At 39.7% G+C, this 26,050-nt stretch carries 23 protein-coding genes; 17 read left to right on the forward strand and 6 right to left on the reverse strand.

Annotated elements, in window-relative coordinates:
• Positions 1 to 113 precede the first annotated feature (113 nt).
• The 8 genes from hrcA (at position 114) to coaD (ending at position 6,167) form a co-directional block, all read left to right on the forward strand.
• Positions 114 to 1,157 (forward strand): heat-inducible transcriptional repressor HrcA, encoded by a 1,044-nt coding sequence (hrcA, locus tag PLZ15_11440; GenBank protein HOI30358.1) that lies wholly within the window; start codon positions 114 to 116, stop codon positions 1,155 to 1,157.
• Positions 1,158 to 1,162: 5 nt separating this feature from the next.
• A complete protein-coding gene (gene grpE, locus PLZ15_11445) occupies positions 1,163 to 1,843 on the forward strand; it encodes a nucleotide exchange factor GrpE (GenBank protein ID HOI30359.1) in 681 nt (226 codons plus the stop codon).
• A 7-nt stretch (positions 1,844 to 1,850) separates the two neighbouring features.
• A complete protein-coding gene (gene dnaJ / locus PLZ15_11450; protein HOI30360.1) occupies positions 1,851 to 2,966 on the forward strand; it encodes a molecular chaperone DnaJ in 1,116 nt (371 codons plus the stop codon).
• 79 nt (positions 2,967 to 3,045) lie between these two features.
• The gene (locus PLZ15_11455) at positions 3,046 to 3,555 is read left to right on the forward strand and encodes a ComEA family DNA-binding protein (protein ID HOI30361.1); all 510 of its coding nucleotides are present in this window, start codon (positions 3,046 to 3,048) and stop codon (positions 3,553 to 3,555) included.
• Between the two features lie 27 nt (positions 3,556 to 3,582).
• Entirely contained in the window at positions 3,583 to 4,137 is a 555-nt protein-coding gene (locus PLZ15_11460; GenBank protein ID HOI30362.1) for a hypothetical protein, read from the forward strand.
• A 13-nt stretch (positions 4,138 to 4,150) separates the two neighbouring features.
• Positions 4,151 to 5,071 carry a hypothetical protein gene (locus tag PLZ15_11465; protein HOI30363.1) on the forward strand — a complete coding sequence of 307 codons (921 nt, stop codon included), beginning with the start codon at positions 4,151 to 4,153 and terminating at the stop codon, positions 5,069 to 5,071.
• Positions 5,071 to 5,616: a 16S rRNA (guanine(966)-N(2))-methyltransferase RsmD gene (gene rsmD / locus PLZ15_11470; GenBank protein ID HOI30364.1), complete on the forward strand. Its 546-nt coding sequence runs from the start codon at positions 5,071 to 5,073 to the stop codon at positions 5,614 to 5,616. The genes PLZ15_11465 and rsmD overlap by 1 nt, the downstream gene beginning before the upstream one ends.
• Positions 5,617 to 5,684: 68 nt before the next feature.
• The gene (coaD, locus tag PLZ15_11475; GenBank protein ID HOI30365.1) at positions 5,685 to 6,167 is read left to right on the forward strand and encodes a pantetheine-phosphate adenylyltransferase; all 483 of its coding nucleotides are present in this window, start codon (positions 5,685 to 5,687) and stop codon (positions 6,165 to 6,167) included.
• Between the two features lie 55 nt (positions 6,168 to 6,222).
• Here the strand turns inward: coaD and PLZ15_11480 are convergent, their stop codons facing one another.
• Together PLZ15_11480 and PLZ15_11485 are read right to left on the reverse strand one after the other, a co-directional pair.
• Entirely contained in the window at positions 6,223 to 8,319 is a 2,097-nt protein-coding gene (locus PLZ15_11480; protein ID HOI30366.1) for a sodium:solute symporter family protein, read from the reverse strand.
• An 8-nt stretch (positions 8,320 to 8,327) separates the two neighbouring features.
• Positions 8,328 to 8,540, reverse strand: coding sequence for a hypothetical protein (locus PLZ15_11485; GenBank protein HOI30367.1), 213 nt, complete (start codon positions 8,538 to 8,540; stop codon positions 8,328 to 8,330).
• A gap of 229 nt (positions 8,541 to 8,769) precedes the next feature.
• On the opposite strand from PLZ15_11485, the gene PLZ15_11490 reads away from it, so the two are divergent.
• The 5 genes from PLZ15_11490 (at position 8,770) to PLZ15_11510 (ending at position 15,135) form a co-directional block, all read left to right on the forward strand.
• Positions 8,770 to 10,857 (forward strand): peptidylprolyl isomerase, encoded by a 2,088-nt coding sequence (locus PLZ15_11490; GenBank protein ID HOI30368.1) that lies wholly within the window; start codon positions 8,770 to 8,772, stop codon positions 10,855 to 10,857.
• Positions 10,858 to 10,960: 103 nt separating this feature from the next.
• Positions 10,961 to 11,668 (forward strand): hypothetical protein, encoded by a 708-nt coding sequence (locus PLZ15_11495; protein HOI30369.1) that lies wholly within the window; start codon positions 10,961 to 10,963, stop codon positions 11,666 to 11,668.
• Positions 11,669 to 11,746: 78 nt separating this feature from the next.
• Positions 11,747 to 12,298: a shikimate kinase gene (locus PLZ15_11500; GenBank protein HOI30370.1), complete on the forward strand. Its 552-nt coding sequence runs from the start codon at positions 11,747 to 11,749 to the stop codon at positions 12,296 to 12,298.
• Entirely contained in the window at positions 12,285 to 13,391 is a 1,107-nt protein-coding gene (gene aroB, locus PLZ15_11505; protein ID HOI30371.1) for a 3-dehydroquinate synthase, read from the forward strand. The genes PLZ15_11500 and aroB overlap by 14 nt, the downstream gene beginning before the upstream one ends.
• Positions 13,378 to 15,135: a family 10 glycosylhydrolase gene (locus tag PLZ15_11510; protein HOI30372.1), complete on the forward strand. Its 1,758-nt coding sequence runs from the start codon at positions 13,378 to 13,380 to the stop codon at positions 15,133 to 15,135. The genes aroB and PLZ15_11510 overlap by 14 nt, the downstream gene beginning before the upstream one ends.
• Here the strand turns inward: PLZ15_11510 and PLZ15_11515 are convergent.
• The gene (locus tag PLZ15_11515) at positions 15,132 to 15,986 is read right to left on the reverse strand and encodes a prolyl oligopeptidase family serine peptidase (GenBank protein ID HOI30373.1); all 855 of its coding nucleotides are present in this window, start codon (positions 15,984 to 15,986) and stop codon (positions 15,132 to 15,134) included. The two genes, PLZ15_11510 and PLZ15_11515, sit on opposite strands and share 4 nt — an antisense overlap.
• 97 nt (positions 15,987 to 16,083) lie before the next feature.
• Here PLZ15_11515 and PLZ15_11520 point away from each other — a divergent pair, with 97 nt between their 5' ends.
• Positions 16,084 to 16,656, forward strand: a complete 573-nt coding sequence (locus PLZ15_11520) for a DUF192 domain-containing protein (GenBank protein ID HOI30374.1) — start codon at positions 16,084 to 16,086, stop codon at positions 16,654 to 16,656.
• A gap of 86 nt (positions 16,657 to 16,742) precedes the next feature.
• On the opposite strand, the gene PLZ15_11525 is transcribed toward PLZ15_11520, so the two are convergent.
• Both PLZ15_11525 and PLZ15_11530 read right to left on the reverse strand, forming a co-directional pair.
• The gene (locus tag PLZ15_11525; protein ID HOI30375.1) at positions 16,743 to 19,238 is read right to left on the reverse strand and encodes an aconitate hydratase; all 2,496 of its coding nucleotides are present in this window, start codon (positions 19,236 to 19,238) and stop codon (positions 16,743 to 16,745) included.
• Between the two features lie 121 nt (positions 19,239 to 19,359).
• On the reverse strand, positions 19,360 to 19,941 hold the full coding sequence (locus PLZ15_11530; protein HOI30376.1) for an SIS domain-containing protein: 582 nt from the start codon (positions 19,939 to 19,941) through the stop codon (positions 19,360 to 19,362).
• Positions 19,942 to 20,349: 408 nt separating this feature from the next.
• On the opposite strand from PLZ15_11530, the gene PLZ15_11535 reads away from it, so the two are divergent.
• From PLZ15_11535 to pepF, 3 genes are all read left to right on the forward strand, one after another.
• The gene (locus tag PLZ15_11535; protein ID HOI30377.1) at positions 20,350 to 21,156 is read left to right on the forward strand and encodes a hypothetical protein; all 807 of its coding nucleotides are present in this window, start codon (positions 20,350 to 20,352) and stop codon (positions 21,154 to 21,156) included.
• Positions 21,157 to 21,189: 33 nt separating this feature from the next.
• On the forward strand, positions 21,190 to 23,169 hold the full coding sequence (locus PLZ15_11540; GenBank protein ID HOI30378.1) for an oligopeptide transporter, OPT family: 1,980 nt from the start codon (positions 21,190 to 21,192) through the stop codon (positions 23,167 to 23,169).
• 185 nt (positions 23,170 to 23,354) lie between these two features.
• Positions 23,355 to 25,187, forward strand: coding sequence for an oligoendopeptidase F (gene pepF, locus PLZ15_11545; protein HOI30379.1), 1,833 nt, complete (start codon positions 23,355 to 23,357; stop codon positions 25,185 to 25,187).
• Between the two features lie 59 nt (positions 25,188 to 25,246).
• On the opposite strand, the gene PLZ15_11550 is transcribed toward pepF, so the two are convergent.
• Positions 25,247 to 26,044 (reverse strand): hypothetical protein, encoded by a 798-nt coding sequence (locus PLZ15_11550; protein ID HOI30380.1) that lies wholly within the window; start codon positions 26,042 to 26,044, stop codon positions 25,247 to 25,249.
• Positions 26,045 to 26,050: the final 6 nt, after the last annotated feature.

Here is a 26,050-nt window from a genome sequence, read left to right on the forward strand (position 1 = left end):
TCGACTCAAAAATTGTCTTCCGGATTAACATAACTACCAGTTCTCCTTAGAAATGAAAAATTGCCTAATTTTTAATAACTTTGAGCCCATTGCTCTTAAGAATTTACTAAAATATGTCAGGATATCATTTAAACGAGAGAGAAAAAGCAATTTTGCGGTTCATTATTCACCAGTTTATTCTTACCGCAAATCCGGTCGGTTCAAGGAATATTTCGAAAAAATATGAAGTTGGACTATCGCCGGCCTCGATCCGAAATATAATGTCGGACCTCGAAGATCTCGGCTATCTCAATCATCCTCATACATCGGCCGGAAGAGTCCCGACCGATATGGGCTACCGTGTTTATGTAGATTCATTGATGGATCCGCCTAAACTCGGATCGGATGCCAGAAGTATGGTGGATAGTAATCTGAGTCAGGCTGCATCGGAAACAGAAGATCTTTTAAGGATAACATCATCTATATTGAGTAATCTTACGAACCAGCTGGCTCTTGTAACTTATCCGAAATTTGAGCAGGCGATTCTGGAAAGAATTCAAATTGTACAGCTTTCTTCCATCCGGATTCTCGTTGTTGTAACAGTTCAGTCCGGACTTATAAGAACCATAACTCTTGAGATTAATGCAGAGGTTAATGAAAATAATATTGCCGTAGTTCAGCAACTCCTGAACGAAAAGCTTTCGGGTTTACGTTTTTCGGAAATAAGATCTACATTGAATGACAGGATCAAAGATTTTAATAGTGATTCCGTAAAACCGATTATCAGGGTGTTTGTTGATTCAGTAGATAAAATCTTTAATGATATCGGTAGCGAAAAGACGATTATTTCCGGCGCGAAAAATATACTTTCTCAGCCTGAGTTCGAAGATCACGAACAGTTTCAGAGCGTTATTGAACTGATTGAGAATAAAGATGTTATAATTCATATTCTCGATAAAAAATTAACCGACAGTACCGATCTCAATATCACGATCGGCAAAGAAAACCAGGATGAAAAGTTTTCGGATTATAGTTTAATTACAAAGGAATACAAAGTAGGTGAATTAAAAGGTACGCTTGGAATTATGGGTCCGAAAAGAATGGACTATTCCAGGATTATTGCCGCTGTAGTTTATATAGCAGAACAATTAACACGCGAATTAACAAAACAAAGATAGGCGTCATGAAGAAAAAGAAAGATGTTAATGAAGAATTAAACGGTCAACCGGATGAAATGGAATCGAATCAAGAATTTAAACAGGAGATAAACGAAGAAGATACTTCAATAGAAATTGAAGGAAAACCTGCAGCCGATGATAAATCGGAAGACCTGAAGACGGCAATTCAGAAAATTTCGGAACTTGAAGATAAAGTAAAACAACTTCAGGATTCGCTCCTGAGAAAAGCTGCCGAGTTTGAAAATTATAAAAGAAGGACAGAAAATGATCAGCTCAACCTGCTTAAATATGCAGCAGAGCCGATAATAAAAAATATTCTGATAGTGTATGACGATATGGAAAGATCTATTAGCCATATAAACGACAATAACAATTTTGATTCTCTTAAGAAAGGAATGGAGCTTGTATTCGAAAAGTTTACCAAAATTCTGAATTCGCAGGGTGTAAAAAAGATTGATGCAATGGGAAAACCTTTCGACGTCAATTTTCACGAAGCTTTAATGCAGCAGCCTGTCAACTCCGCCCCTCCCAATACTGTAATTCAGATTGTTGAAGAGGGCTATATGTATAAAGACAAAGTAATTCGTCATTCAAAAGTAATTGTAAGTTCGGAGGCTGAAGATCAGGCTCAAAATAACTCCGGTTCTAATAAGACCGCCGGAACAGATTCCAATCTCGAAGGATAAAGACTAAATGGCAAAAAAAGATTATTATGAAATTCTGGGTGTATCCAAATCGGCTTCGCAGGATGAATTAAAAAAAGCCTACAGAAAACTTGCAATGCAGTACCATCCGGATAGGAATCCCGGAAATAAAGAAGCCGAAGAAAAATTCAAAGAAGCAGCCGAAGCTTACGAGGTCCTCAGCAATGATGAGAAAAGAGCAAAGTACGACCGTTACGGACACAGCGGTTTAAGAGGCGGTCAGGATTTCCATAGTTACCAGAATGTAAATGATATCTTCAGTCATTTCTCCGACATATTCGGTGGTGCGTTCGGCGGTTCTTCTATTTTCGACGATTTCTTCGGCGGTTCTGCTCAAAGAGGAAAACAGAAACAATCCGGTACTCCGGGCGCAGATCTTAAAATAACTTTAAAACTTACTCTTGAAGAAGTTGCCACCGGAACCACCAAAAAAGTAAAAATAAAAAAGTTTAACAAGTGCGACGAATGCAGCGGTACCGGCGCTAAATCGTCCGGTAGTTTCAAAACATGTGCATCGTGTAACGGTACAGGTGAAATAAGGCAGGTTTCCAGATCAATATTCGGTCAGTTCGTAAACATTGCCCCCTGCAATAATTGTAATGGAACCGGAAAAATCATTTCCGATCCATGCGTTAAATGTTCGGGTGACGGCCGTGTTCATTCCGAATCCACAATTAAAATCAATGTTCCGGCTGGCGTTTTCGATGGAAGCTATATGACACTCCGCTCCGAAGGGAATGCCGGAAAAAACGGTGGACCTTCAGGAGATATTATTGTTGTATTCGAAGAGATTCAGCATGAGCATTTCCTCCGCGACGGCGATAATATTATTTACGAACTTAATATCAGTTATCCCGAAGCTGTTATGGGTACAGAAGTTGAAGTACCTACTTTAAACGGAAAAGCGAAACTAAAAATTGACCCCGGAACACAATCGGGCAAGTTTCTCAAAATGAGGGAGAAAGGAATTCAGCACCTGAATAAACACGGTGCAGGTGATCAGCTTGTTAAGATCAATATTCATGTTCCTAAAAATGTAACTTCAAAAGAGAAGGAACTCTTGAAGGAGCTTCAGAAACTTTCGAACATTAAACCGGGCAGATAAATTGTTCAGTTCTCTCTGATTTCGATTTTCAGTTTGTCCTGAGATTCATTAAGTCTACTTATATATGGGGGAAAAGTAGATGAAAATTATTACCAGAGTATCCCGCAAATTTGGTTTTACCGAGACAGAATCCAGAATAATTTTTTTCCTTTTAGTTACTCTGTTCGCCGGAATTATTATCCACCTTATAAAAAGTGAAACAGAGAACCCATTTCTTTTAGAGTTCGATTATTCAAATGAGGATAGCAGGTTCTATCATGATGAAAATCCTTTAAATGTTGGCGATAGTACTGAAAAATTTACTGAAAAAAGGGTTGAATCTAAGTCTGAACTTTCAGATTTTAGAACCGAGAAAAAAGAAGGAAACAAGGGTATTGCCTCCTTCTCTCCGTTAAATAAACTCGATATTAACGGCGCAGGGACCGATCAGTTCACATCATTGCCCGGTATCGGATTAAAAACGGCTCAGAATATTGTCGACTATAGAATTAAAAACGGAAGATTCAAAAGTATCGACGAATTGCTCTTTGTTAAAGGTATTGGTAAATCGAAATTCGAGAAAATTAAAAATCTTATTTCAGTTAATTAAGAATTTATAAACCTCTGGAGGAAAAAAATGTCAAAAGGTGAACCCTGGTATGTTCATTTTATTATGTATGCTGTTATTGCAGTCCTTGTTTTTGTATTAATAAAAGTTGCATACCTTGATCCGAATGAAGTGATTGAACAAGAAAAATATTTCAAGCAGGAATCCAGACTCAGAATGTCGAATCTCCGTGCCGCCGAAAGACTGTGGCAGGATAAGTTCGGAAAATTCACTGACAATATGGACAGCTTAATTACATTTATTAAGACTGATGCCGGTGTTAAGAAAGTAATGGAGGGCGTGGATACTGTTACTAAAAAATCAACTAATCCGTTTGTCAATTTATCCTCCGGACTCTTTACACCCGACTCTCTGTTATTCAGTCCTAAATCCGGCCAGAAATTCCTTCTTCAGGTTGATACTTCTGAAGTTGCCGATACTGTGATTGATAGACGCGGCAGAATTCTTAAGATCGATAGAATGAGAACAATTGGTCAGAGATATTTCATCAGCTGCCCGGACGGATTCGGAACCATTGGAGATCTGAGAAGTGATGCTATGAAAAATACTGCATCATGGGAATAAAATAAAAACTTGAATGCCATTATTTCATAATCATGTTGGAATAAACTTAACTGAAACTAAATTACAGCTCGTTGAAATAAGTTATAAAGAAAATCTCTTTTGCCTGGAGAATATTGATCAGCTGGTATTTAAAGATTCTTTAAATCCATCAATGCAGGATTCAGATCTGATTAGAATTCTCCAGGACTCCTTAAACAGAATCACCCGCAAAAAACTTATCACATCAAATTTTATCTCGTTTACTCTGCCGAACAATTTTTTTAAAATTTTCGAAATTCCTTACGACGATACACTTACAAGAAAGGACCTTATTGATCATATCCGCTGGGAGCTTTCTGTCTCTTTTCCGATGTACGACGGAAAGGATTTCCTGATCCAGTACGTCGAAGTAAATAAGTCGTTTGTCCGGCCGGAAAACAAATTAATCGTATTTGCGGTAAGCAAGGATATTGTAGCGGCTATTAACAATTTCTGTAAACAGAACAAATTTGAACTGAAATATGTAGATAACGCACACCTCGCATCAAATGCATTTCTCCACCTCGATAAAACGATTTCCAGGGAGAGGATAACATTCAGTTTTTATATCGATCAGCATTTTTCTTCTCTTGCTGTCTTCGAAGGACTATTTCCGTTTTATTTCAAAATTTTTAATCAGAACGGTGCGGATTTTTTCGAACAGTTAAAAAGTGTTCTGGAAACTTTATCGGATATAAATATCGGTCCGGAAAATATAAGCAGGGTTACTATGTGCGGACAGACTGTTACTTCGGAATTTGCAGAAAATATTTCGAAAGCAATCGGTAAACCTTTAGTGCGAATTAATCCGTTTGAATTCCTCAGGGTTGATGAAAGCATTAAAATCAACCCTCTCTTTTCAACACAATTTAATTCATTTACGGCAGCAACCGGAATAGCCATAAGAATTGTCTGATGAGAATAATAGGCGGTATTTATAAAGGAAGAACGGTCAGGTTTCCAAAATCCAAACTGGTTAGGCCTACAACCGACAAGACAAAAGAATCGATCTTTAATTATTTGATTCACACTATCGACTTTGAAGGAATCCTCGTATGCGATTTATATGCCGGGTCCGGTTCGCTTGGGCTCGAAGCCCTGAGCAGAGGAGCATCGCAGGTACATTTTGTTGAGAAGGATTTCAGTGTCTCGCGTGTCTTGAAAGAGAATATTACGTCACTTAATGCCGACGACTTGTGTAAAGTATTTAAAATGGACGCAGTAAAATTCACTAAAATTGAAGATCATGCACAATATAATCTTATACTGGCTGATCCTCCTTTTTTTAAAGACGATATTCATAAAGTAGTAGAGAATATTCTTTCGGGAGATTTCCTGGAGGAGGGCGGTTTAATGATTGTTGAAAGATCGGTTCAGACCAAAGAAAATGATATTGAAAATTTTAAATGCGAGCCGTTCAAAAAACTTGGGGATAGCCTGATTTATCGATTCGTGAGGTAATTAAAAATCGGTTGGTTTTTAAGTTAAAGGGAATTATTTTTTAATCAAAAGAAATTGGAGCCGTTACAATGGCAAAAGTAATTTACCCGGGCACATTCGATCCTGTTACAAACGGTCATATCGACATTATTAAACGGGCAGTTGAATTATTCGAAGAAGTGATTGTTACGGTTGCTAAAAATCCTTCCAAGACCTGCCTCTTCACGGTAGAGGAGAGGGTGGAAATGCTGAGGGAAAGTTTGAAAGGATTCGACAGGGTAAAGATCGACTGGTTTGACGGATTGGTAGTAGAACACGCAAGGCGTTCCGGAGCTATCGGAATTATAAGAGGGCTTCGCGCGGTAAGTGATTTTGAATACGAATTCCAGATGGCCCTGATGAACCGCAAACTCGCCGATGATATTACTACCATCCTGTTGATGCCCCATGCTCGTTACACATATCTGAATTCGACTATTGTAAGGAATCTATCTCAATTCCACGGAAACGTTGCCGAGTTTGTCCCCCCGATTGTTAATGCCAAGTTAAAAGCAAAGTTCAATACAAAATAAAACCCCGCTAGTGCGGGGCTTTATCAATTTTTGTCGATAAGATTTACTCTTCCGATTACATTTCCTTTTCAGCGGTTAGAATTCTGCCTTCCTGGAACTGTCCGGTCAGTTTATGCTCCCTGCTTATGTAGATTACACCCGCTTCATCGTGAGATTTACCAATTTTAGAATGGAAGGATTTCAATCCGCCTAGATATTTTCTTTTATCACTTACATAAACAAGGTCGCCTTCTTCGGCTTCCATTTTCTTCAAATCTGTCAGGGAGAGGCTGACGTAATCTTCATCATCATTCCTCAATTTCCAGTTTACACTTACAATTTCTCCCTCGCGTTCATTTATTTTACCACCCTTGAAAATTTCTTTAGCCCTGTGGAGTGACCAGGCGGTTAGTCCGTCTGTATGAACAGCGGGATCAAAGTGAATGTAATACTGTGCGGTAAGAGAAACCAGGACTGTCATAATAAATGTAGTAGCGAGCAGCAGATACATTCCGCCGATGTTGAACCAAACCATTATCAAGGAGCCGACGATAACTGCAAAGAAAACTTTCATAAGGTTATTATGTGAATCGAGTTTCTTCAGTCTATTTACAATTCTCTTCTGCCAGCTGAATGTAAGGGTTATAACAACTGCTACAGCAACGCAGACAAAAGTATTATATAATGCGCTTATATACGTATAAGGATGAACAGGATCGAGCGGTGTTCCATGTGCGAAAGGAGTGATCAGAATTCCGGGGTATCTTGCCCCAAGAATCATTAAAGAAGATCCGCCTAAAAATGTTGCAAGAACTCCTGCCGGTGTAAATTTCCTCCAGAAAATCCCGAGGAATATAGCAGTTACAAGCGGAGGAGTTAAAGTTGAATGAAAATATCCGTGAGCCTCATAAACCGTTGGATACTGGCTGAACGGTATAGTTGCCAGAACGCCTATTGCAGTAATTACAACAGAGGCAATCCTTGCCGCACCCAGTTCCTGTTTGGCCTCCTCCTCTGCCGATTTAACTTTTTTCTTAAAATACTTTTTAAGCGGATGATGGACATCATTCATATAAACTGCGGCAATTGCGTTAATCAATGAATCAACTGTCGATAATAATGTTGCTGTCAGTGCTGCAATTACAAATCCGAATACTCCTTGGGATGCAATTATATGAGTAACTGCTATAAACACTTCATCCGGATTAACATTCGGACTCAATTCTGAAGAGATCATTCCCGCCATTGCTTTACCAATCCAACCTGCATTACCGACAACAATTGCTGATAAAGGAAGCATAAACAAAACATTAAATACTGCGGCCTTTCTACCTTCATCAACACTTTTTGCGGACATAAATCTCATTATTAAACCCATGTTCATAAAAAGGAATCCGACCGAACCGGCAACGCCATCCTGCCAGAATATTCCAACGAAATTAAAATCCGGCGGTGTATTGAAATCTGCTAACGGTAACCTCCACTCTACCGGAAGTAAATGCCAGAAGGATTCAAACCCGCCCACATAATTAACACCCATCAGGAAGATCAGGAACCCGGCAAATAGTAGGATCAAACCTTGTAATAGATCTGTGAAAATAACTGCCGTCTGTCCGCCGAATGTTGTATATGTACCAGTAATAATAGCAATAGTAATTATTACACCCATAAGCGATACCGGTATTGATAAACCGAGCAGATTAATCTCAGCAGGTAATAGCGGTGTGAATACTTTACCTAGAGTAAGTAATCCAATTCCCAGATATCCTATCAGATAGAGAAGCTGGAAGACGGTTGCAATTCTCCTGACGGAAGGGCTGAATCTTTTTTCAAAATATTCGGGAATTGAACGGATCTTGGTATATACGACTATCGGAAGCCAGCCGAATAAAAAGAACGGTACGAAAAACCAATCGTTCATATATGTCATTGTTGATGATATCCCGTGCTCAAAACCCTTAGCGGAATATTTAACAAAACTATGACTTCCAACTCCGGTCGCAACAATTGAAACGGTGATTAACCACCACGCGAATCGTCTGCCTCCAAAAAAGAAATCTGTTGTTGTTCTGTTGTATTTTGCAAAGTAGCTTCCAAAAAGCATTATACCGAAGAAGTAAACAAACATTACTATCCAGTCGGTAGCGCTTCCTAAACCGTGTAATGATTCCATATATTATTTCACCAGTAGATTGCAGCTATTATTAAAATGGCATGAATTATCATAAAGTAAAAGAAACCGAAGTAAAGTACTTTTCTCCACCGTCGGTTCTTTTTCAATCGAAGATCCAGACTGTTACTTTTATGAATTATATACATCCCAGTAAAGAATATAATTCCTCCGCAGACGTATAGATAGATGAAAGGTAACCATGAATGACTAAAAGATGGCATACAAATTCCATTTTTTTGGTTTCTAAGTTAGTCTTGATGACTTTTATTCGCAAATAAAATCGGTTCAATTCTTAATAGCGGTGAAACTGTCGCTTTTATAAGAGTTGAAACGGTTTAATCGTGTAAATTAGACTGCCGGTTAAAAGAAAATACGGATTGCATTTGAGCCCTCTTGTATCTAAATTAAGCGCCTAAATTTTCATTTTTTCTTAATTGGAGGTCGTATTATATGGCTATGATGGCCAAGATGAGGAGTTTAGCTCCCTGGTTCATTCTGCTTGTTGGTGGATTATTTGTATTGTTTATGGTTATTTCAGATTCAGGTGTTCTCGATTTCGTCCAGCAGCAAAAACAGTATATCGGTTCTATTAACGGCGAGGATATTACTTATCAGGAATATTCAAACCTTATTGAACGAGCCAGACAAAACCAGGAACAGGCAACAGGTCAGGCAATCGATGAATCGCAGATGGATTTCTTCCGCGACCAGGTATGGGATGCCCTTATTACCCAGAAAATGATTGACGAGAAGGTAAAGGAATTCGGTATTGTGGTAACCGATGAAGAAATAAAAAATGAATTGATGGGACCCAATCCGCCTGCCATGCTCAGACAACAGTTTACCGATTCAACCGGGAATTTCAATCGCCAGCTTTACGAACAGGCAATGCGCGATCCAAGAAATAAAGAAATTGTAATTGCCGTTGAAGATCAGATCCGTCAGCAGTTTATTCAGCAGAAACTTCAGAACTATCTCTTTGCTTCAATTACGGTAAGCGACGAAGAAGCTAAAGACCGCTTTATGCAGCAGAATATTAAAATGAAAGCCGATTATATTATGATTGATCCCAATACTATTCCACAGGATCAGTATACGGTTACAGACTCAGACATTAAGAAATATTATGATGAGAATATTGATAATTATAAAATTGAGCCATCGAGAAAAATTAAATATGTTCTTTTCAGACGCCAGGCCTCGCGCGATGATTCCGTTGGCGTTAAAAAGAATCTTGAAGCTATCGTATCAAAACTGAAAGCCGATACTGCTTCATTTAAATCCTACGTCGATATTTATTCTGAACAGCCGTATTCGAAAGATACTATCTCATTGTCCTCATTACCGGCTGAGGCAAAAGACGCATTAACAAAAGCCAGTAAAGGAGATATTGTTGGACCGGTCTCCTCATTCGAAGGATATATTGTTTACCGTTATATAGATAAAATAAAATCGAAACAGGAATCCGTAAGAGCTTCCCATATTCTCGTACGGACTACTGGAAACGATAGCGAAGATCAAAAGAAAGCAAACGGCATTTATAATGAAATTATGAAAGGCGCTAATTTCGAAGCTACCGCAAAGGCAAAATCTGACGACGGAAGCGGAAGCAACGGCGGTGACCTCGGATGGGCCTCAAGAGGACAGTGGGTTAAAGAGTTTGAAGAAGCCGCATTCAACGGAAAGATCGGTGTGGTTCAGAAACCTGTTAAATCCGTGTTCGGTTATCATATTATCAAAGTAACCGGAAGATCTAATGAGGATTTTGTAGTTGAAAAAATTGTTAATAAAGTTCAGATCTCTGCTACAACCAATGATAATCTTTTTCAGAACGCATCGGATTTTGCTTATGTTGCAGCCGATAACGGTTTTGAAGCCGAAGCAAAGATTCTGAACTATAACGTGATTGAGACTCCTCCTTTTACAAGTGAAACGATGGCTATTCCCGGAGTTGGTATCAATCAGGCCCTTGTTAAATGGGCGTTTGATAACAACGTCGGCAGCGTAAGTGAAGTTTTCCGTGTTGCATCCGGTTATGTTGTTGCCACAGTATCAGAGGTTATTAAAGCCGGCTTTAAGAAATTCGATGATGTAAAAAGTCTGATTAAAAATGATGTCATGCGCGAGAAGAGCTTTATTAAAGCTTCCGAGCTGATCACCCAGATCCGTAAGAGTATCGGCGATGGCGGCGATCCTCAGGTTGCTAAAAATATCTGGTATGCTGCAAAGGTAGATACTACTGGAGAGTTTACTTTAATGGGAAACATTAACGGTATCGGAAGGGAAATTGCTCTCGCTGAATATGCCGGCAAAGCTGAATTCAACAAATGGTCCCAGCCTGTTAAAGGAAATATTGGAGTTTACCTGATCAACCTTAGATCGCGTACTAGCTTCGACAAGTCCCAGTTCGATGCCCAGAAACAGGTTCTTAGAAAAAACATTTTGGATCAGAAAAGAAATAATTACTTCAACATATGGCTGCAGGATTTAAAGAAAGAAGCCGATATCGTTGATAACAGATACCTCTTTTTCCGCTGATTAAAATTTAGCAGCCTTGAAAGGTGCACTAATCTTTCAAGGCTGTATTCCTTTTTTTACACTTTGATTTTCCCCTCTATTTTCTATATTGCCTGTGCCATTTATGAAACAGCTAATCTTTCATATAATCATTTTAATTCTCCTTTTTTCGGAGACCTCTTTTTCCCAGTATAACGGAAAGAAATTCAGTCTGTCTGCCGGATTCAATTACATTACAACTTCAAAGCTCTATTTGCAGCCGAATTCAGCCGACCCGTTCTTCAGATCCACTCACGATGTCCTGGAGGATATTTACAGCGTCTCATTCGAATTCAGGTACAAAGTTTTAGATGAATTGATAATCGGTATCGGTACGGAATATTTATCCAAAACTCATAACAACGGAAATTTTTTCCTTGCAGGAAACAGGATCGAAATAGAGGACGGTTACACTGTTATCCCTATCGAACTAAGCGGATATTATCTGGTTCCGTTTTCTACAGAGGACTTTAAATTTTTTATGGGAGGAGGCGCCGGCATTTATCTGGGCCGCCATATCCGCCGCATCGAGGATGTTGAATTTAATCCTGATGGAAATGAGCTCGGTTATGGAATTCATGTTGCAATCGGAATGGAATATTTAATAAATGAATATTTTTCAGTCCGCGGACAAATGCGTTTCAGAGATCCGGAATTCACTATGAAGAGTCGTTATTCAAATCCGGCAGTAAATTACAAAGGAAATAATTATCCGCTCCCTGCAGGAAGTATCAGTTCAAAAGTTAATATCGACGGCATTACTTTCAATATCGGTCTTTCATTTAATTTTTAATCTCTTTTTATATCAGACCTCTTAACTTCAGCTTTATATTAATTATATTACGTCACAAAAACTGAAGGTCGGTTTTAATTGGACCAGAAAAGAATTTATTTAACGGGTTTCATGACGAGCGGCAAGAGTACTCTCGGTCCAATTATTGCCAATGTCATTGGTTTCGATTTTTACGACCTGGATAAGGAAATTGAAAAGGAAGAAAATCTTTCTGTAATTGAAATCTTTGAAAAAAGGGGGGAGCCCTATTTCAGGGAAATTGAAAGCAGAATACTTAAGGATTTATCGAACGGAAACCGTGTTATTATATCACTGGGAGGCGGGACTATTATTAATTCTGTAAACTATGAATTGATGAAGCGGACCGGAAAGATTGTCTATCTAAAAGTATCCCCTTCAAACCTTTATAAGCGCTTAAAAAATAAAATTGACAGACCGCTGTTCCGGGATCTTGTACTGGGCGAAAATCCGCAGGAAGACTTTATTCACAGAATAAAAGAATTACTGGATAAAAGAAAAATCTATTACGAAAAGGCCGATCTTACAATAGATACCGATATGAGCCCAATCGGAATAACGGTTGATAAAATTGCAAAGAAAATTATGGACCTCTTTCATGAAAAAAATTAATGTCAGGTTACCGGGCAAAGAATACCCTGTTTATACCGGCAAGAATATTTTCAGCAAGCTTAAAGGATTGATTAATAGTAATAAACTTTTTGGGAATTTATTCATCATTATTGATGAAAACGTATTAAGTCTTCACAACGGAAAGATTGAAAAATTTTTAAGCAGTATAGACACAAGAGCTTATCTTTACAGCATTAACGCAACAGAACCGAATAAATCCGCAGATCAGCTTTCGGATATTTATTCGGCATTAATAGAAAACGGATTCGGCAGAGATACACTCATAATTGCTATTGGCGGGGGAATTACAGGCGATATTGCCGCCTATGCTGCTTCGACTTTTGCAAGAGGAGTAGAGATTGTTCACGTACCAACTACGCTGCTGGCTATGGTCGACAGTTCGATTGGGGGAAAGACAGGAATCAATTTCAAATCGACAAAAAACATTATCGGCTCATTTTACCAGCCGGAATTTGTTCTTATAGATACCGACTTTCTCAAAACCTTGCCGGAAGATGAAATTCTGTGCGGATTCGGTGAGGTACTTAAATACTCGCTCCTGATCGGGAATGACTTCCTCAGCTTTGTAAGTAGGAATCAGAATAAAATACTTAATCTAGATGCTGAAAAACTTCTTAAGGTTTTTTCTGTTTGCGTAAAGTTTAAATCCGCGATTGTTGAAATAGATGAAACTGAAAAGCTTGGTTTGAGGAAAATCCTGAACCTCGGCCATACTTTTGCACATGCAATAGAGATTGAACAGAATCACTTAATTAAACACGGACAGGCAGTCATAATCGGTCTGGTATGCGCATTACATCTATCCAACCGTTTGGGGATTTTAGAAAACACATCCTTTAAAAAATATCTGCCGCTTCTTTTAAGGAGTTCTGAAAAAGTACGGATTAAACAATTCTATCCGGTGAAGATTTACGAAATAATGAAGAGAGACAAAAAATCAATTCACGATGGAATCCGGTTTGTACTTCTGAAAGAGGCTGGCAATTTAATTATTGATGTGGAGGCCGGGATGATCGACGTGATGGATTCTATAAACAAAGGCCTACATTATTTTATTAATGGAAAAAAATAAATCTCTTATGAATCATTTATCCGAGACACAAAAACTGTTATTTGTAGTTGTTCTCATTCTGTGGCTATCGGTTTATAATATTACCGTCAATTCACAGGTGGAGAGGGAGACAAGGGGAGTATGGGTTGCAACTAATTTCCGACTCGACTGGCCGCCCCCCACATACGACCAGGAAAAACAGAAACAGGCACTCATAAATATTTTTGAGAATATAAAATCGAAAAATCTTAACACTGTCTTTTTCCAGGTCCGCAGTAACGGTGTAGTCTTATTCAGTTCATCATTCGAAGCACTTTCTCCATATATTACAGGGGAAGTCGGAAGGAATGCCTCTTATGATCCTTTGAAGTTTGCAGTTGAACAGGCCCATAGTCACGGACTCGAAATTCACGCTTGGGTAAATGTAGTAAGATGTTTTTCCGGAACCGAATCGGCTACATTCAACAATCCGGCTCACATAACTCAACGAAAACCTGAATGGATTGTTGAGGACGTAAGAGACGGCGCGAAATCTTACTGGCTCGATCCGGGGCTCCCCGAAGTTCGGGATTATCTATCGGACATGTTTGCTGAAATGGCTGCCAGCTATGATATAGACGGAATTCACCTCGACTTTATCAGATACCCGGGTAAAAATTTTGATGACGCTTTCTCTTACAATGTTTACGGCAATGGTGTACCTGTTGACGATTGGCGCAGGAGTAATATAACATCTCTTGTTGAATCGATCAGCCGGAAAGTCAAATCGGTTAAGAAAAATATAAAAGTCGGCGCGGCTCCTATCGGTGTTTACAAGAATCAGAAAGGAATGTACGGATGGGAATCGTATAATGAGATCTATCAGGATTCACGCGAGTGGCTGAAGCGCGGAATAGTGGATTATCTGGCGCCTCAGATATACTGGTCCCTATCCGATAATACCCGATTCGATCTTCTGGCTAAAGAGTGGGTTGAAAATTCATTCGGCCGACATATTATTTTAGGTATCGGTGCATATAAGGATAATGTTAAGCCGGATATAGGCAAGATGATCGATTATTCCAGAAGTATCGGAGCCGAGGGGATTGCATTCTTCAGATACTCCAGCATTTCCGGGTACCGGATTGAAAAATTTCCTTATAAAACTCTTCCATCGTTAATGACCTGGATGGGGGGGATCTATCCCGAACCCCCGTCGAATCTAAGCGCAGGTATTTTATCAACCGGCAGCAGGGAAATTGAATTCGAATGGCAGGTAAGTAATAACAGTCCGGGTGATTCGATCGGTTATTTTGCAATCTATAATTTACCTAATCCGGGAGCCGAACTACTGCCAGATTATCTGCTAGATGTAATACCTGCCGATGTAAATAATTACAAATTGATTGTTGATAAACCGGAACGAGTTAATTATTATTTTGTTGTAAACTCTGTAAGTAAATTGTGGAATGAAAGTATCGAATCTTCTAACGTGGTTCAGGTCCGGATTACGGAATTAAATGACCTGATCTATTCTGAAAAGAACCGTTTTGTAAATCCTGTCCTTGTTAAAGAAAATAATCTCACTTATAAAATCCTACTTCATTCTGATGTGGAAGAGAAGATTGAGATTATCGGAATGAAAAAAGGGGAAAAAGAAAAAATAGAGAGCAGAATACTGTTGAAAGGTAAAAATATTATAAGTATTGAAAATGATACGATGGGCCCGGAGAAATTGAAAATCAGGTATCCGGACAGAAACAGGGAAGTAGAATTAAAACTCTAATCTTTCAGAAATTTATTAAACCATTCCTTCCGTTTATCATTAACTTCTTTTCTGTTTGATTTTAAAAAGTGATCGCCGTTTTCATATAGAATAAGCTGGTGCGGATAATTCAGCTCTTTAAGCTTTTCCGACAGGTCAATTGAGTCGTGCACAAGAACTCTGTCGTCCGCAGTCCCGTGTAATATGAGAAGAGGCGTATTTTTAGAAAGCATTTGAGGGAAATTAATAATCGATCTCGATTCACAGCTCTTACTGAAATTTTCGGTATCTGCTTTCCCCATTGTAATTTCGTAAAGCCGTTTCATAAACTTACTTTCTTCCGAATTGCATCTTAAGTTTGCAATTCCGCCAATTACGATCGCTGCTTTGAAAATACCCGTCCGTGTAAGTGTAAGATATGTCATCATACCGCCGCGGCTCCAGCCTTCAATTCCCCAGTTAGCCGGATCTGCAAATTCAATCTCGTTGGCTAATGGAATTAAATTAAGAACGTCGTTCACATCCGAGCCTCCGAATTCGTCTTTTCCATCACCGCCGGCATTACCCCTGTATTGCGAAGCAAAGACCACATGACCCCAGCTTGCGATCTGTCCGAATATTCCGCTTGCGTTGAATTGATCGATTGAACCCGCATTCCCTATGCCGCCCCGGCACCAGATAATACAAGGATATTTTTTAGAACGATCTTTAGGATAAGCCAGATACCCCTTCACCCTTAAGCCGTCGGATAGATAAGTTATCTGTTCAACTATAGCATCTTCTACGCTCCGTTCGCCCCATCCGCTTTTTATCATCTTCTGCTGGGTCGGGTTCAATTCAATAATTCTTCTTTCAATAATTACAGGCTGCATTTAATACTCCGGAAAATTCTTAAATTTCACATGCAACTTTGCAAGATTTCTGAGAATAGAAAAGAGTAAACTATGCCGACAAATTTAAGGTGGTTAAATGACTAAACAAAAAGTTAAAAAAAATAAAGGCGCTGAAAGGAAGAAAAATCTGTTTGTTCAGATTACTGTGATAGCATTACTTCTTGGATTCGTAATATATTTTGTCCTTTCAAATTTTATACTCAATAAACCGGCGGAAACAAACAGCGATTTAGAGAGAGCAATGAAAAATAAAACACCCTACACATTTCAAAAAGAAGGCGAGCTTGTCTTTACAGGCAACAATGGCGATACTATTACCAGAATCGATATCGAGATTGCGGACGACGATCAGCAAAGAGAATTGGGACTTATGATGCGCCGCACTATGAAGGAAGATAACGGAATGCTCTTCATTTTCCCTTACGAAACTATACAGGCTTTCTGGATGAAGAATACAATTCTTTCCCTGGATATTCTCTATGTCAATTCACGGAATGAAATTGTGAAGATCTACAAGAATACAGAGCCATATTCTGAAGTTTCCCTTCCATCGGGTAAACCTGCAATTTACGTGGTTGAAGTGATAGGTGGTTATACGGATAAATACGGAATTAAAGAGGGGGATAAGATTGTTTGGAAGAGGGATTAATAGATTGTAAAATCGTAATCGGAAAAGATCATAAGCGGGAGACCGTACATAAGAACTAGAATTCGAGCCTCCCGCTGTTTAGTAAATTACCTTTTTTTGCTGCTTTTCTTTTTAACTACTTTTTTAGCAACCGATTTCCCAGCAACCTTTTTTGCCGGCTTACGGATTATTTTCTTAACCGGCTTTTTAACTGCAGTTTTCTTTTTAGGTTTTACACTTTTCTTTGCGATCTTTTTCTTAACAATTTTTCTTTCTTTTTTCACTTTCCTCTTTTCTTTAACCACTTTCTTTTTAGCAGGCGATTTTTTCTTAACAACTTTCTTCTTCATGCTGGATGCAATAAGATTCAATGCGCCTCCGGCTTTGAACCATTCTATCTGTCCTGCATTGAAAGAATGATTGAGCCAAATTTCATCGGTTGTGCCGCCGATATGTTTAACAACCATCTTCAGTTGTTTGCCGGGCGCAAATTGCTTTAAACCAACCAGGTCGAAAGTATCATCCTCCTTTATTTTATCGTAGTCGCTCGGATCTGCGAATGTTAACGGAAGCATTCCCTGTTTTTTGAGGTTTGTTTCGTGAATACGCGCGAAAGACTTTGTAATAATTGCCTTCCCGCCCAGGAATCTCGGTTCCATAGCGGCATGTTCGCGGGAGGATCCCTCGCCGTAATTTTCGTCGCCTACTACAATCCATCCGATTCCCTGTTCTTTATACTCTCTTGCAACTTCGTGAACGGGCTGATAAAATTCGTTAAGCTGATTCTTTGCTTCGCCGGCATTTCCGTTAAATGCGTTTATAGCGCCGAGGAACATATTTTTTGAGATGTTATCCAGATGTCCGCGGTATTTAAGCCAGCTTCCTGCCGGTGAAATATGATCTGTAGTGCATTTCCCTTTTACCTTGAGAAGTAAAGCTAAAGACGTAAAATCTTTGCCGTCCCAGGGTTTGAAAGGTTCAAGAAACTGAAGACGCTCGCTACCCGGATCGATCTTAACTTCTGTCTTGAATCCATCTTTAACAGGTGCGAGGAAGCCCTTTGTATCCTTTTCAAATCCTCTCATCGGAAGTTCGTCGCCGAAGGGAGGATCGAGTTTAACCTGTTCTCCTTTTTCGTTAACAAGATAATCTGTTTCCGGATTGAATGATAATGACCCTGATATGGCTAGTGCAGTCACTATTTCCGGACTGGCAACAAACGACAGTGTTTCCGGGTTGTTATCATTTCTCTTTGCAAAATTTCTGTTGAACGAATTAATAATTGTATTACGTTCGCCGGTTTTGATATCCATTCTTTTCCACATGCCTATGCATGGTCCGCACGCGTTTGCCAGAACCTGTCCACCGAATTCTGTAAGAGTCTGCAGCTGTCCGTCTCTCTGGATAGTAGCACGTACCTGTTCCGAACCCGGAGTAATTGTAAATTGGGCTTTTGCTTTAAGTCCTTTAGATAATGCCTGACGAGCAATATTTGCAGAGCGGTCGATATCCTCGTAGCTTGAATTGGTACAGCTTCCAATCAATGCAACGCTTATCTTATCCGGGTAATTATTCTGAACAACAGCTTCTTTCATTCCGGAAACCGGATGAGCGAGATCCGGTGTAAACGGTCCATTAATGTGAGGCTCTAATTCATTGAGGTTTATTTCTATCAGCTGGTCGAAGTAGAGTTCCGGATTCGCATATACTTCATCATCGGCTTTTAAAACGTCAGCTAATTTCTCCGCGAGTTCTGCCACATCGGCCCGGTCTGTTTTTCTTAGGTAACGGGACATGCTTTCATCGAAAGCGAAGATTGAAGTGGTTGCGCCGATCTCGGCACCCATGTTGCAAATTGTCCCTTTGCCAGTACAAGAAATTGATTTTGCCCCGTCTCCAAAATATTCGACAATGGCACCGGTTCCGCCTTTAACGGTCAGCAATCCGGCAACTTTTAGAATTACATCTTTCGGGGAAGTCCATCCGGAAAGCTTTCCTGTCAGTTTCACACCGATCAGCTTTGGCCATTTTAATTCCCAAGGCATTCCGGCCATAACATCCACAACGTCCGCACCGCCTACTCCAATGGCAATCATTCCCAGTCCGCCGGCATTAGGAGTATGCGAATCGGAACCGATCATCATTCCGCCCGGGAAAGCATAATTCTCTAAGATAACCTGATGAATTATACCCGCACCCGGCCGCCAGAACCCGACACCGTATTTTTTGCAGATGCTTTCAAGAAATTCATAAACCTCTTTGTTCTCCTCAATAGCTCTCTTTAAATCCTCTTCCGATCCGCTCTGAGCAACAATAAGGTGATCGGCATGAGCGGTTGCGGGAACAGCGGAATTTTTTCTTCCGGCATGCATAAACTGTAATAATGCCATTTGCGCAGTTGCATCCTGCATTGCTACCCGGTCGAGCCTGAAATCCGCAAAGTCTTTTCCTCTTTGCATTGGTGATTTAGCCGGATCCCATAGATGTGCATATAAAACTTTTTCTGCGTAAGTCATCGGACGCCCTACAACCTTACGCGCATTCTCGATTTTCTTACGGATTTGCGAGTAAACTCCCTTTATCATGTCGAAATTTGCAGTCATGGTATTGTACCTAAGTTTATTAATATTCAATGCTAAAATAAAAAAATAGTATAGATTTTTATAGATGCGGCGACGAGATTTTAAATACTCAACGAGATTAGATAAAACCGGTTACCAAACCCTAATTGAATATTTCCCTTTCCACAATCTCGCAGATAATATGTGCTATTGTAATATGGCCTTCCTGTATCCGCTGGGTATTATTTGAAGGGATTAATATTGGTAAATCAGCCATTCCTTTCAGTTTTCCGCCGGAGCCACCAAGAAAACCGATCACAATCATCTTTTTCTCATGTGCTTTTTCAACAGCCTTTATAATATTCCCCGAATTGCCGCTTGTTGAAATCGCTATTAGAATATCGCCTTCATTGCCAAGTCCTTCAATACTCCGGGCAAAAACATTTTCGAAACCGATATCATTTCCGCCGGCTGTAAGATTGGATGTATCTGTGGTTAACGCTATTGCAGGCAGGGCGGGACGTTTTACATCGTGACTTAATCTGATCATCAGTTCTGTAGCAATGTGCTGGCAGTCTGCTGCGCTTCCGCCGTTACCGCAGAGCAGAACTTTTTTTCCGTTCCTGTAGGATTCAATCAGAATATCGGCGGCTTTAAAAACGTCCGATTTACATTTCTTTTCAATCGCTAACTTAACTTCAGAACTTTCTTTCAAAGATTCGGAAAAAAATTTTTCTCTCTCCAAAACGTCACCTTTTTTGATTAGATTTGAACCGCATCAAAAATAATAAAGTTTGTTATTAAACTCCTGCAGGAAATGAAACCCGGTAGTAGAAATAAAGAAAAATTTGAATACCCTCTGTTCTGCGATTATTCATGCAAATATGCTTCATTCGGTTCTCCGGCCTCAATTGGTGCGTGCAGAAAGGAATTGGCCGTCTGGTGCAAACATTTTAAACGCTATAATAATAAGCACAATAAATGCTTCAATAGAACCTGAGAAGATAGAATTTAAAACCAGGAGCGGATCTTGTTTAAATCCAGATTCATATTTATGAATCCTGATACTTTAGAATGACTTCCGAAAATCGTTGTTCAAAAGAGGAACATTTCCTATGTTTCGGCATATTTTACCAATAACTCCGAATTATTTATGAAAAAAATCATCCTCTTCTGGATAATTGCATTTATCATCACAGCCTCTTCCGCGGTCTTTCAAAGAATGACAGGCCCTACATATCCTCTCTCCGGCAAAATTAAATTCGATGGGAAAGAGATTAAATATAAATTTATGAGAAGTGAAGAAACAGTAAGGGATTGCAGGGTTGATATAGTTGTAAACGATAATTCAATTTCCGGCACATTGTACTGGAGGAAATACAAATACGACAAAGAATATAATCGTGTTGAGATGACAGGCGGTGATACGCTAACGGCATTTCTTCCAAAGCAGCCTTCTGCCGGTAAATTGGAATATTATGTAGAGCTGGAAAAGGGTAGTGAAATAATCGACGCTCCGAATGATAGAGCTGTCGTAATCCGTTTTAAGGATGTAGTGCCGGCCTGGCTTCTCATTCCTCACGTTATTTTTATGTTCGGGGCAATGCTTCTTTCAACAAGAACCGGACTCGAGTTTTTTAACAGGGAACCTGATTTTATAAAACTTACTTCATGGACACTCGGATTTCTTCTGATCGGGGGGTTTATCTTAGGCCCGCTCGTTCAGCTTTATGCATTCGGCGCATTGTGGACAGGATTTCCGTTCGGATACGATCTTACCGATAATAAAACACTTATCGCAGCTCTTGTATGGATCTTTGCCTGGTATAAAATCAAAAAATCGCCGAATCCCAAGCTTTGGGTATTAATTGCAGCAATAGTAATGATGATTGTGTTTCTGATTCCCCATAGCGTTTTAGGCAGCGAATTGGATTACAGCAAATTGGAAAATCATAAATAGTAGAATTCTAATCCTATTAATTCAGGAGCTAAAATGAGTTCACACGAAAAACCAACAACAACCGGATTGCCGCACAATGCGTATTCTGAATTAAAACCGGGTGAAGAATATATTCCTGTATTGTCACCTAACAGTGAATACCCGGAGGTTACTCCTTACTCGGTTATTACCGGTATTATTATGGCAATTATTTTTACTGCTGCTGCCGCTTACCTTGGTTTGAAAATCGGCCAGGTCTTCGAAGCTGCAATTCCGATAGCAATCCTTGCCGTAGGTTTATCTGCTGCTTTTAAGAAAAAAGGAGCTCTCGGACAGAATGTAATTATTCAATCGATCGGGGCAACATCGGGTACAATTGTAGCCGGTGCTATTTTTACGATACCGGCTCTTTACATATTGAATCTGGAAGCCGACTTCTATCAAATCTTCTTCGCTTCACTGCTCGGCGGATTTCTCGGAATACTTTTTTTAGTCCCGTTCAGAAAATATTTTGTTTCGGAAATGCACGGTAAATTTCCATTCCCCGAAGCTACTGCCACAACCGAGGTTCTTGTAGCAGGCGAGAAGGGAGGAGGGCAGGCATTTGTTCTGGTTGTTGCCGGTTTGATCGGCGGTATATATGATTTTATTGTGGCTGCTTTTGGCTGGTGGAGTGAAGTGATTACTACCAAAGTTGTCGGCATTGGTCAGACACTCGCAGATAAGTTAAAGCTTGAATTCCGTGTTAGTTCTAGCACCGCGATTTTAGGACTTGGTTATATAATTGGTCTTAAGTATTCAGCCATAATTGCAGCGGGTTCATTTCTATCCTGGTTTGTTCTGGTCCCTATAGTTGCCTATTTCGGACAGTATATTGTTGAACCTGTAGGATCTAATATTTCACTTCTTATTAATGAAATGTCGGCCGAACAGATCTTCAGATCCTACGTCCGGCATATTGGTATTGGCGGAATAGCTATGGCCGGATTGATCGGTATTATCAGATCATCGGGCATAATTAAGAAAGCTTTCTCCCTCGGCTTCCAGGAATTGTTCGGTAAAAAGGTTAACGAAAATAATATCAGGACACAGAAGGACCTTCCGATGAAAATAATATTTATCGGAATTGTAGTTGTAGCTGCACTTGTATTTGTATTTTTCCTCTTCGGCGTTGTTAATAATCTGTTTCAGGCACTGGTAGGATTAGTGATAGTACTTATAATTTCATTTCTGTTTACGACGGTTGCGGCTACAGCTATTGCGATTGTAGGCACCAATCCGGTAAGCGGAATGACACTTATGACACTGATACTTTCGTCGGCAGTTCTTGTTTCGGTGGGATTAAGCGGTCCGGCAGGAATGGTTTCCGCACTGATAATCGGCGGTGTTGTTTGTACAGCACTATCGCAGGCAGGTGCGTTTATTACAGATCTTAAAATCGGCTACTGGCTTGGTTCTTCGCCTTATAAACAGGAAAGATGGAAATTTGTAGGAACAATTTTTTCCGCCGCAACGGTTGCATGGATAATTATGATACTCAACGAAACCTACGGATTTACAGGCGATAATGCTCTTGTAGCCCCTCAGGCGAATGCCATGGCGGCTGTAATTCAGCCTCTAATGTCCAATCAGCCTGCACCCTGGGTGTTATACCTTGGAGGCGCATTCCTTGCGTTAATCTTAACAGTACTTAAAGTTCCTGCCCTCGCATTCGCTCTCGGTATGTACATACCGATGGAATTAAATATGCCTCTCTTATTCGGCGGATTGATTGCTCATTTCGTTTCTACAAGAAGTAAGGATGATAAACTCAACACGGCCAGAAGGGAAAGAGGAACTTTGATTGCTTCCGGTTTTATCGCAGGCGGCGCACTCTTTGGTGTTATCAGCGCGATATTGCGTTATGCCGGGTATAACTGGGTTCATACTGAATGGCAGGAAACGCATGCAGCCGAATTGGTCGCGTTAATTATGCTCAGTATGATTGCTGTTTATATGATCTGGGATTCATTGAGAGCTAAAAAAGAAGAATAAATATTTCTTTTTCATTTATGAATATTAATAACCCCCGCATCTGCGGGGGTATTTTTTTAGGATTGTAATAATGGCAACTGATATGGATTCCGATACCTTTTTTTATCTATTTTTTCCCCGCTCATTTAATCTATGGGGGAATGATGAATTCAAAATATATTTTCATTTTAATTATGGTGTGTTTAATGACTAATTCATTTGCGCAAAACCTGGAGAGGAAAGACGTTCCCGTTAAATTTAAGTGGGATAATTCCGTTCTCTATAAAAATTCCGGCGAATGGCAGAAAGATAAATCTCTTATAGAAAAACAGATCGGCGAACTTAAATCATTTAAAGGGCAGCTTGGCAATAGCGCCGATGTTTTCTATAATGCCTTAAGAACTTACTTCGATACATACAAACTTTATTATAAACTTTCCGATTATGCCTTCAGAGTAGCAGACGAGGATTTACGGATCGGGGCTAATCAATCTTTAAATCAGGAGGCGACTACACTTGGAACACAGTTCGGCGAGGCTGCTTCATTTCTAAGTCCTGAAATCCTGAAGATCGATCAGGAGAAGATAAAATCTTTTTTTAATCAGAAGAAGGAACTGGCAGAATTTCAGTTTTTTGTGAATGAGATTCTCAGATTGAAAGAACATACTTTAACTGAAAGAGAAGAGGAGATACTTGCCAGTGCCGGTTTGATTACCACAACAATGAATGAAGTCCATTCAATTTTCGACAATGCCGAGAAACCGAATCCAAAAGTAAAACTTTCAACGGATGAAGAAGTTGAATTGAGCGCCGCGGGATACTCTAAATACCGTGCCTCTTCCAATAGAAAAGACCGTGAGAATGTAATGGCGGCTATGTTCAACGAAGGTTATAAAAAATTTCAGAATACTTTCGGCGCTAACCTGGCTGGTAAAGTTAGAGCCGATTACTTCTACGCAAAAAACAGGAAATACAAGTCGGTACTTGAACAATCTCTCGATGCGAACAAAATTCCGGCAAGTGTTTATGAGAATCTGATAAATCAGATAAATAAAAATCTTCCTACGCTTCACCGTTTTCTGAAATTAAAAGCGCGCATGCTTGGTTTGGATCAGCTCTATTATTACGATCTTTATGCTCCTATGGTAAAAGATGTAGAATTTAAATACTCAATAGAAGAAGGGCAGCAACTTCTTCTTGAAGTCTTTAAACCTCTCGGAGAGGAGTATGTAACCACCGTTAAAAAATCTTTTGATGACCGGTGGATCGATTACGTTGCTACAAACGGAAAACGAAGCGGAGCCTATTCATCCGGTGCTGCTTTCGACTATCATCCCTTTATAATGATGAACTGGACAGACGATTTTGAATCGGTTTCCACACTTGCGCACGAACTCGGGCATACTATGCACAGTTATTTCTCGAACAAACATCAGCCATTCGTAAATGCGCAATATGCTACATTCGTTGCCGAGATTGCATCAACAATTAATGAAAACCTTCTAAACAATTATATGGTGGCTAACGCAAAGAGCAGAGAGGAGAAATTGTATCTTCTCGGCACTTTCCTCGATTTGATGCGGGCTACTATATTCAGACAGGTTTCATTTGCTGAATTTGAATGGGAAATTCATAAAAAGGTTGAAAACGGTGAACCGCTCACTGGCGAAGAGATGAGCAGCATTTATTACGACATTGTTAAAAAATATTACGGGCACGATAACAGTGTCTGCGTTGTTCCGGATTATGTAGCATTTGAGTGGGCGTTTATTCATCATTTTGTAGGATATACATATTATGTTTATCAGTATTCCACTTCGCTGATTTATGCAACTGCGTTTGCCGAAAAAATTCTGAACGAAGGTCAGAGCGCCGTTGATAAATTTTATAATATTCTGAACGGCGGCAGCTCGGATTACCCGATTGAGCTGATTAAAAAAGCGGACCTCGATCCGTTAAGTTCCGAAGCCTTCGACCTTGCTATTGCAAAGATGAACAATGTAATGGATCAGATAGAGGCGCTTCTCGATAATAAATAAATTGTTTCTTTGGTGGACCTTGAAAGCCAATCGGAATTTCAAGGTCCATTTTTATATCTCTAATTCCCTGTCCATATCAGTACAACACCGCCGGTTTTACCCCTGCTGAACCGATAAGGGGCATCAATACTTTGTTCGTAAACCTCGATAGCTTTTATTGTGTGAGGATTTATTAATTCCACCGGATTTGGAGCTTTCTCTACAGGGTTAAACTTTTTTCCCCCAAGTATTGAACGGTTTGGCGGAGCGGTGAAATCCTGATTTATAAGAACCCCATCAAGGTAAAACATTATCGGTTGATTAAAACTCTCGTATCTTTTAAAGTAGAACTCATTATCGTTATGCACATATGTTATTCCGGGAATGTTCGTTAGGAAATCTCTCATAGAATTCTTTCCCATCGGCTTAAGTTCTTCTACCGAATAAAATTTGCCCGGACTCTCCAGTTTTCGTTTATAGAATCCGATAGCATCAAGTTCCATATCCCGTCTCTCGCCTGTTACAGTAACCTCACCCAGAACCACAGAGTTCGGAAGTAATCCGATCTCAATTTCGAGTGTATCACCTGCCGGTATGAAAAGGTGCTCGATTATTTTGTCGTGATAACCGATACGTTTGGTCTCAAGAATAAAATCTTTCAGTCGTACCTGCGGAAATATGAAAATTCCGTCAGCGCCTGTTGATTGAATAGCCGATATTTTTTCCTTGGAGGGTTTTAGAAAAATAATAACATCTCCTACCGGCTCCTTCGATGTCAGATCAAATGACCGGCCTATTATTGTTTGTGAGTGTGAGGTAGAGCTGAAAATCAGCAACGCACATAAACAACTGATTATAAAAAGGAAAGTACTTTTCATATCTAT

The organism is Melioribacteraceae bacterium (genome assembly GCA_035362835.1).
Taxonomy (GTDB): Bacteria; Bacteroidota; Ignavibacteria; order Ignavibacteriales; family Melioribacteraceae; genus DSXH01.